The organism is Streptomyces sp. NPDC059443, from assembly GCF_042750105.1.
GTDB lineage: Bacteria > Actinomycetota > Actinomycetes > Streptomycetales > Streptomycetaceae > Streptomyces.
Genome location: NZ_JBHYVM010000037.1, coordinates 41,238 through 49,482 on the forward strand (window position 1 = coordinate 41,238; position 8,245 = coordinate 49,482).

General features: G+C 72.0%; 5 protein-coding genes. 4 read left to right on the plus strand and 1 reads right to left on the minus strand.

Features of this window, described 5'->3' with window-relative positions; translation table 11 throughout:
* Positions 1-241: 241 nt before the first annotated feature.
* The 3 genes from ACFXDJ_RS29335 to ACFXDJ_RS29345 all read left to right on the plus strand — a co-directional run bounded on the left by ACFXDJ_RS29335 (position 242) and on the right by ACFXDJ_RS29345 (position 6,306).
* Positions 242-985 carry a response regulator transcription factor gene (locus ACFXDJ_RS29335; RefSeq protein ID WP_330298546.1) on the plus strand — a complete coding sequence of 248 codons (744 nt, stop codon included), beginning with the start codon at positions 242-244 and terminating at the stop codon, positions 983-985.
* 62 nt (positions 986-1,047) lie between these two features.
* Positions 1,048-2,100 (plus strand): ATP-binding protein, encoded by a 1,053-nt coding sequence (locus ACFXDJ_RS29340; RefSeq protein ID WP_384663190.1) that lies wholly within the window; start codon positions 1,048-1,050, stop codon positions 2,098-2,100.
* A 258-nt stretch (positions 2,101-2,358) separates the two neighbouring features.
* Positions 2,359-6,306 carry a multifunctional oxoglutarate decarboxylase/oxoglutarate dehydrogenase thiamine pyrophosphate-binding subunit/dihydrolipoyllysine-residue succinyltransferase subunit gene (locus ACFXDJ_RS29345; RefSeq protein WP_384663188.1) on the plus strand — a complete coding sequence of 1,316 codons (3,948 nt, stop codon included), beginning with the start codon at positions 2,359-2,361 and terminating at the stop codon, positions 6,304-6,306.
* Between the two features lie 244 nt (positions 6,307-6,550).
* On the opposite strand, the gene ACFXDJ_RS29350 is transcribed toward ACFXDJ_RS29345, so the two are convergent.
* Positions 6,551-7,774 carry an aKG-HExxH-type peptide beta-hydroxylase gene (locus ACFXDJ_RS29350; protein ID WP_384850865.1) on the minus strand — a complete coding sequence of 408 codons (1,224 nt, stop codon included), beginning with the start codon at positions 7,772-7,774 and terminating at the stop codon, positions 6,551-6,553.
* A gap of 139 nt (positions 7,775-7,913) precedes the next feature.
* On the opposite strand from ACFXDJ_RS29350, the gene ACFXDJ_RS29355 reads away from it, so the two are divergent.
* Entirely contained in the window at positions 7,914-8,102 is a 189-nt protein-coding gene (locus ACFXDJ_RS29355) for a DUF6104 family protein (protein ID WP_030386011.1), read from the plus strand.
* Positions 8,103-8,245 lie beyond the last annotated feature (143 nt).

An 8,245-nucleotide genomic window follows, 5' to 3' on the forward strand; every position in this document is an offset into this window, starting at 1 on the left:
GCTCGGGGGCGGCTCCCCCCCGCCCCCCCCGCGCCTGGGTCTTTCTAACCCCCCCTGGGGCGGTCAGCCCGCCCGCGGGGGTCCGGGGGCTGGCCCCCGGCAACGGCGGCGCGCGGCAGGCACGGCAGGCACGGCAGGCACGGCACCAAGATCCAGCCCGCACAGCGAACCCGTCATAGCCGGAGGCCAGCCGCTCCTCTACGCTGCACCCCTATCCACGCGGGATCTTCAGGGGCGGGACATGGAACAGACGCACACCACCACCCACAACGGCGCCGCGGCCACCCCCGGCGCGCAGCGCCGTGTGCTCGTCGTCGAGGACGACCACACCATCGCCGAGGCCATCGCGGCCCGGCTGCGCGCCGAGGGATTCCAGGTGCAAACGGCCGCCGACGGCCCGGCCGCGGTCGCCGCGGCCGAGAGCTGGCTGCCGGAGCTGCTCGTGCTCGACGTGATGCTGCCGGGCTTCGACGGCCTGGAGGTCTGCCGCCGGGTCCAGGCGCAGCGGCCGGTCCCGGTGCTGATGCTCACCGCCCGGGACGACGAGACCGACATGCTCGTCGGGCTCGGGGTCGGCGCCGACGACTACATGACGAAGCCCTTCTCGATGCGCGAGCTGGCCGCGCGGGTCCACGTACTCCTGCGGCGCGTGGAGCGGGCCACCCTGGCCGCGCACGCTCCGCGCGGGGCCACGCTGCGTCTGGGCGATCTGGAGATCGACCACGCGCAGCGCCGGGTACGGGTGCACACGGAGGACGTGCACCTGACGCCGACCGAGTTCGATCTGCTGGTGTGCCTGGCGGGGACCCCCCGGGCGGTGCTCTCGCGGGAGCAGCTCCTGGCCGAGGTGTGGGACTGGGCCGACGCGTCGGGGACCCGTACCGTCGACAGCCACATCAAGGCCCTGCGCCGGAAGATCGGCGCCGAGCGGATCCGTACGGTCCACGGCGTCGGGTACGCCCTGGAGACCCCGGCGCAGCCGTGAGCCGCCCCGGCAGGGAGCGCGGCGTCAGCCGCTCCGGTGGAGCCGGTTCCGGCACCGGGGGGCTGCGGCCCTTCTCGCCGTTCTCGATCAAGACGAAGCTGGGCACGCTCGTCGTGGTGTCGGTGTTCATCACCACGGGTCTGCTGATGGTGGCGATGCGCACCGCCACCGAGGTCCGTTTCATCACGGTGTTCTCGGTGATCGCCTCGATGCTGATCACCCAGTTCGTGGCGCACAGCCTGACGGCCCCGCTGGACGACATGACCACCGTGGCGCGGGCGATATCCCACGGGGACTACACCCGCCGGGTCCGCGGGGCCGGCCGCCGCGACGAGCTGGGCGACCTGGCCTCCACCATCAATCTGATGGCGGACGACCTGGAGGCGGTGGACCGGCACCGCAAGGAGCTCGTCGCCAACGTCTCGCACGAGCTGCGCACGCCGATCGCGGCGCTGCGCGCGGTGCTGGAGAACGTGGTCGACGGGGTCTCGGCCGCCGATCCGGAGACGATGCGGACCGCGCTGAAGCAGACCGAGCGGCTCGGCCGGCTGGTGGAGACGCTGCTGGACCTGTCCCGCGTGGACAACGGGGTGGTGCCGCTGCGGGCCCGCCGCTTCGAGGTGTGGCCGTACCTCTCGGGGGTGCTGAAGGAGTCGGGGCTGGCGGCGGCGGGCCGGCCGGGGCTGACCTCCGGCTCGGGCGGGCACACCCGCAACGACGTCCACCTCCACCTCGACGTGTTCCCGGCCGACCTGACGGCGCACGCGGACGCCGAGCGGCTGCACCAGGTGGTCGCGAACCTGATCGACAACGCGGTCAAGCACAGCCCGCCGCACGGCCGGGTCACGGTCCGCGCGCGGGCGGGCGACGCGCCCGGGAGTCTGGCCCTGGAGGTCCGGGACGAAGGTCCCGGAATTCCGGAGGAGGAGCGCCACCGGGTCTTCGAGCGGTTCAACCGGGGCAGCGCGCGGGGCGGTGACGGCGGTACCGGGCTGGGCCTGGCGATCGCCCGCTGGGCGGTCGGGCTGCACGGCGGGCACATCGGGGTGGCCGAATCGTCACGGGGCTGCCGCATCCTTGTCACGCTTCCGGGCAGCTCACAGGCGCCGGGTTGACGTAGGGTTCTAGTGGGAAGGACATGATCTCGGCCACATATGCCGGGGTCCGTCAGGGGTGCGAGGCCTAGGGGGTCGCAACCACGGTGCCTCCTGCCCGAACCACGCTTGTTTCCCGCCATTCCAAGCGGTGAAACCCGCCGTTCGATGTGACCTACGCGACGTAAGTCCCGCCCGGTCTGCATCTCACGGCCCGGGAGGCGTAGCCTTTATTCCCGCTGTCCATACCTTGTGAAGCGGAAGAGGGCGGTTGCCGCCGTGTCGCCACAGTCCCCCAGTAACTCGACCACCACGACCGAAGCATCAGAGGGCGGGAAGAACCCCGCGCCAGGCTTCGGCGCCAATGAGTGGCTCGTCGACGAGATCTACCAGCAGTACCTCCAGGACCCGAATTCGGTCGACCGGGCCTGGTGGGACTTCTTCGCCGACTACAAGCCCGGGGGCGCCATCGCTCCCGTGAAGGCCGAAGAGCCGAAGAAGTCCACTCCGACGACGGATGGCGCCTCCGCACAGGCCGCCACCTCCGTCGTACAGACCCCGCAGGCCTCCGACGCCGCCGCCACGGGGGCGGCGAGTGCCACGCCACCTCCCGCAGCCGCGCCCACGACGCCTGTGTCAGCACCTGCCCCTGTACCTGCCACCCCCTCTGGTGCCCCTGCTGTGACTGTCACCTCCCCGGCCCCGGCCGCCGCCGCACCGGCTGCCCCCGCCGCTCAGGCTCCGGCTCCCGCCGCCGCCCCCGCCTCCGTAGCCCCCCAGAAGGCCGCGCCCCCCGGTGCAAGCACCGGCTCCACTGGAGCGGCTGGCGCCGCGCCCACCACTGAGGCCCCCGCAGGCCCCGCACTGGTGACGCTCCGCGGCCCGGCGGCTGCCGTGGTCAAGAACATGAACGCCTCCCTCGAAGTGCCGACGGCCACCTCCGTCCGCGCCGTCCCGGTGAAGCTGCTGTTCGACAACCGCATCGTCATCAACAACCACCTGAAGCGCGCCCGGGGCGGGAAGATCTCCTTCACCCACCTCATCGGCTACGCGATGGTGCAGGCCATCAAGGCCATGCCGTCGATGAACTACTCCTTCGCGGAGAAGGACGGCAAGCCGACCCTGGTCAAGCCGGAGCACATCAACTTCGGCCTCGCGATCGACCTGGTGAAGCCGAACGGCGACCGCCAGCTCGTCGTCGCCGGCATCAAGAAGGCCGAGACCCTCAACTTCTTCGAGTTCTGGCAGGCGTACGAGGACATCGTCCGCCGCGCCCGCGTCGGCAAGCTGACGATGGACGACTTCACCGGTGTGACGGTCTCCCTGACCAACCCCGGCGGCCTGGGCACCGTCCACTCCGTGCCCCGCCTGATGCCCGGACAGTCGGTCATCATGGGCGTCGGCTCGATGGACTACCCGGCCGAGTTCCAGGGCACCTCCCAGGACACCCTGAACAAGCTGGCCATCTCCAAGGTCATGACCCTGACGTCGACCTACGACCACCGGGTCATCCAGGGCGCGGCCTCCGGCGAGTTCCTGCGCGTCGTCGCGAACATGCTGCTCGGCGAGGACGGCTTCTACGACGACGTCTTCGAGGCCCTGCGCATCCCGTACGAGCCGGTCCGCTGGCTCCGGGACATCGACGCCTCGCACGACGACGACGTCACGAAGGCCGCCCGCGTCTTCGAGCTGATCCACTCCTACCGGGTGCGCGGCCACGTCATGGCCGACACCGACCCGCTGGAGTACAAGCAGCGCAAGCACCCCGACCTCGACATCACCGAGCACGGCCTCACCCTGTGGGACCTGGAGCGCGAGTTCGCGGTCGGCGGCTTCTCCGGCAAGTCGATGATGAAGCTCCGCGACATCCTCGGCGTGCTGCGCGACTCGTACTGCCGCACCACCGGCGTCGAGTTCATGCACATCCAGGACCCGAAGCAGCGCCGCTGGATCCAGGACCGCATCGAGCGCCCGCACTCCAAGCCGGAGCGCGAGGAGCAGCTGCGGATCCTGCGCCGCCTGAACGCGGCGGAGGCCTTCGAGACCTTCCTGCAGACGAAGTACGTCGGCCAGAAGCGCTTCTCCCTGGAGGGCGGCGAGTCCGTCATCCCGCTGCTCGACGCCGTCATCGACTCGGCCGCCGAGGCCCGCCTCGAAGAGGTCGCGATCGGCATGGCCCACCGCGGCCGCCTGAACGTGCTCGCGAACATCGTCGGCAAGTCGTACGCGCAGATCTTCCGCGAGTTCGAGGGCAACCTCGACCCGAAGTCCATGCACGGCTCCGGCGACGTCAAGTACCACCTGGGCGCCAACGGCACCTTCACGGGCCTGGACGGGGAGCAGATCAAGGTCTCGCTCGTCGCCAACCCCTCGCACCTGGAGGCGGTGGACCCGGTCCTGGAGGGCGTGGTCCGCGCCAAGCAGGACATCATCAACAAGGGCGGCACGGACTTCACGGTCCTGCCCGTCGCCCTGCACGGCGACGCGGCCTTCGCGGGCCAGGGCGTCGTCGCCGAGACGCTGAACATGTCGCAGCTGCGCGGCTACCGCACCGGCGGCACCGTGCACGTGGTCATCAACAACCAGGTCGGCTTCACCGCCGCCCCGGAGTCCTCGCGTTCCTCGATGTACGCGACCGACGTGGCCCGCATGATCGAGGCGCCGATCTTCCACGTGAACGGCGACGACCCGGAGGCAGTGGTCCGCATCGCGCGCCTCGCCTTCGAGTTCCGCCAGGCGTTCAACAAGGACGTGGTCATCGACCTCATCTGCTACCGCCGCCGCGGGCACAACGAGTCCGACAACCCGGCCTTCACGCAGCCGCTGATGTACGACCTGATCGACAAGAAGCGCTCGGTGCGCAAGCTGTACACCGAGTCCCTCATCGGTCGCGGCGACATCACCCTGGAAGAGGCGGAGCAGGCGCTCCAGGACTTCCAGGGCCAGCTGGAGAAGGTCTTCGCGGAGGTCCGCGAGGCCGCCACGCAGCCCGCGATCGCCGCGCCGGCCGTCCCGGCCCCGGCCGCGGACTTCCCGGTGACCGTGAACACCGCGATCTCCCAGGACGTCGTCAAGCGGATCGCCGAGTCCCAGGTCAACATCCCCGAGGGCGTCACCGTCCACCCGCGTCTGCTGCCACAGCTCCAGCGCCGCGCGGCGATGATCGACGAGGGCACCATCGACTGGGGCATGGGCGAGACCCTCGCCTTCGGCTCGCTGCTGATGGAGGGCACCCCGGTCCGGCTGTCCGGCCAGGACTCCCGCCGCGGCACCTTCGGCCAGCGCCACGCGGTCCTCATCGACCGGGAGACGGGCGGGGACTACACCCCCCTCCTCTACCTGTCGGACGACCAGGCCCGCTACAACGTCTACGACTCGCTGCTCTCCGAGTACGCGGCCATGGGCTTCGAGTACGGCTACTCGCTGGCCCGCCCGGACGCGCTGGTCCTCTGGGAGGCCCAGTTCGGTGACTTCGTCAACGGCGCGCAGACCGTCGTCGACGAGTTCATCTCCTCGGCCGAGCAGAAGTGGGGCCAGACGTCCGGCGTCACGCTCCTCCTCCCGCACGGTTACGAGGGCCAGGGCCCGGACCACAGCTCCGCCCGCCCGGAGCGGTTCCTGCAGATGTGCGCGCAGGACAACATGACGGTCGCGATGCCCACGCTCCCGTCGAACTACTTCCACCTCCTGCGGTGGCAGGTCCACAACCCGCACCACAAGCCGCTCATCGTCTTCACCCCGAAGTCGATGCTGCGTCTGAAGGCGGCTGCCTCGAAGGCGGAGGAGTTCACGACCGGCGGGTTCCGCCCGGTCATCGGCGACTCCACCGTCGACCCGAACGCGGTCCGCAAGGTCGTGTTCTGCGCGGGCAAGGTCTACTACGACCTCGAAGCCGAGCGCGAGAAGCGCGGCATCACGGACACCGCGATCATCCGCATCGAGCGCCTGTACCCCCTCCCGGGTGCGGAGCTCCAGGCGGAGATCGCCAAGTTCCCGAACGCGGCGAAGTACATCTGGGCCCAGGAGGAGCCGGCGAACCAGGGTGCGTGGCCGTTCATCGCGCTCAACCTGATCGACCACCTCGACCTGGCGGTCGGCGCGGACATCCCGGCCGGCGAGCGCCTGCGGCGCATCTCCCGCCCGCACGGCTCGTCCCCGGCGGTCGGCTCCGCGAAGCGCCACCAGGCGGAGCAGCAGCTCCTCCTGACGGAGGTCTTCGAGGCGTAGCCGCTGCGCTCGGCTCGAACGGTGGAAGGCCCGGCCCCCTTGCGGGGGGCGGGGCCGGCCGCCCAATTCAGCCCCCCCGGCACCAAAACACCCCCCCCGCGGGTGTCGGGCCTTCCGGCCTATTCAGCCTCGCCTGCACAAATCCAGCCTCGCCGGCGTTTGAGGCGCGGGGTCTGGGGCGGAGCCCCGGGGAACGGTGGAAGGGCGGGTAGGGGACACGCCCCGCGCAGCGGCACCCGGACCGTCAGCCAACCGTGAACGCCGCCAAGTTCGGGTGCTGCGCACACCAGAGCACCCGGTCCCGCTCCACCCCGGCCCGGGCCACCGCGTACCGACCCCCGGGCGGCGGCAAGCCGTCCATGGCCCGCTCGGCCGCGGCCATCGCCTCCACGAACACCCGCCCCCCAGCGGTGAGTTCCCCGCACCCCACAAGCACCGGCAGGACCACCGCCACCCACGCCCGGATCCGCGCGTGCTGCGCCCACGCCCCCCTGGCCCCGTAGAGCGCGGCGCGCTGCCAGTACCCCGCCAGCGCCAAGTGCGCGTACGCGCCCCGCAGGAGCCCTTCCAGCGGCCGCGGATCGTCCCGCCAGGGGGCCCAGTACCGCGCGGCGCGATCGGCGGTGTGCAGGGGGAACGCCCCGGACAGCGCGGCCAGTTTCCCGTGCTGCACCTCGTGGACGAGGACCGCGGCCAGCGCGGGCGGCGGTTGCGCCCGCGCCAGTACGGAGCCGGCCGCCGCTGGCAGGGTCCCCCCGGCCGACCGGGAGCTGCCGGACAGCGGGACGACGGAGCGCAGCAGCCGGCCGGTCTCCTCCGCGCGGGCGGCGTCGTAGCGGCGCAGCAGGGTGAGGGCGCCGGACCACTGGGTGTCCCAGCGTTTGTGCCCCTTGGGGGTGAGCCGGCGGGCGGCGGGCACGGTCGCCGAAGCCCGGTACGGGTCGAGGTCGTCCAGCGCGGTGCGCCCGTCGGGCAGGGCGTGCAGGGGCAGTGCGGCCGGGTCCCCGGGGTCCCAGGAGCGTTCGGTGAGGGCGAGCGGGCCGGGGCGGGGCGGGCGCAGCAGCCCGAGCGTGGGCAGCAGGAGGCGGCCGCCCGCGGGCCGCAAGGTGGCCTTGAAGCCGATCCCGGCCCGCAGGGCCGCGGCGGCGGCGAGCGCCCCGAGGTGCCCGACGTCGGCCGGTGGCCCGTACGGGGTGCGCAGCCGGCGCAGCGTCTCCTCGACCCACACCCCGGTGGCCGGATACTGCACCACGTCGGCGGTCGCGGCGGGGTCGTGCCGCTCCGCCTCGTCCAGCAGGGCCCAGTGCTCGGCGGCCTCCCCGCCGGGCGCCGCCGTCTCCCGTACCTCCCGGAGCAGCTCCAGCCGCCGGGTGCGCCGTATGCCGCACACCAGGGCGGTCCCCTCGGCGGACGGCTCGGTGGACCCGAGCGCCCGCAGCACCCCGTCGCTCGGCTCCGGGTGCCTCATCGCCTCACCTCCAGCCGTGGACGCTCCATCCCTGCCCTGGGGACGAGCTCCACGAACGGCGGAAAGCGGTCAAGTCCCTCCCCCGACGCCGGGCGGATTATCCTGGCGGGAAACACCCCACCACCGCACGGAGCCCGACTTGTACTTCACCGATCGCGGCATCGAGGAGCTGGAGAAGCGGCGCGGCGAGGAGGAGGTCACCTTCGAGTGGCTCGCCGAGCAGCTGCGCACCTTCGTCGACCTGAACCCGGACTTCGAGGTCCCGGTGGAACGCCTCGCCACCTGGCTGGCCCGCCTGGACGACGAGGACGACGACGAGGACGCGTGAGCACAGCTCCCGCTCCCGTTCCCGCTGCATGACGAAGGGGGGGGGGGGGGGGGGGGGGGCGGGGGGGGCCGGCACGCGCGCGCCCCGCCGAGCCGCGCATGACCAGCCGGCGCTCGAGGGGGGAGGATGGCATAACGACAGAG

What these genes read in the sequence shown, in the direction of transcription:
- ACFXDJ_RS29335 (WP_330298546.1), top strand. Translation starts at nt 242, where the DNA reads ATGGAACAGACGCACACCACCACCCACAACGGCGCCGCGGCCACCCCC.
- ACFXDJ_RS29350 (WP_384850865.1), bottom strand. Translation starts at nt 7,774, where the DNA reads ATGAGGCACCCGGAGCCGAGCGACGGGGTGCTGCGGGCGCTCGGGTCC.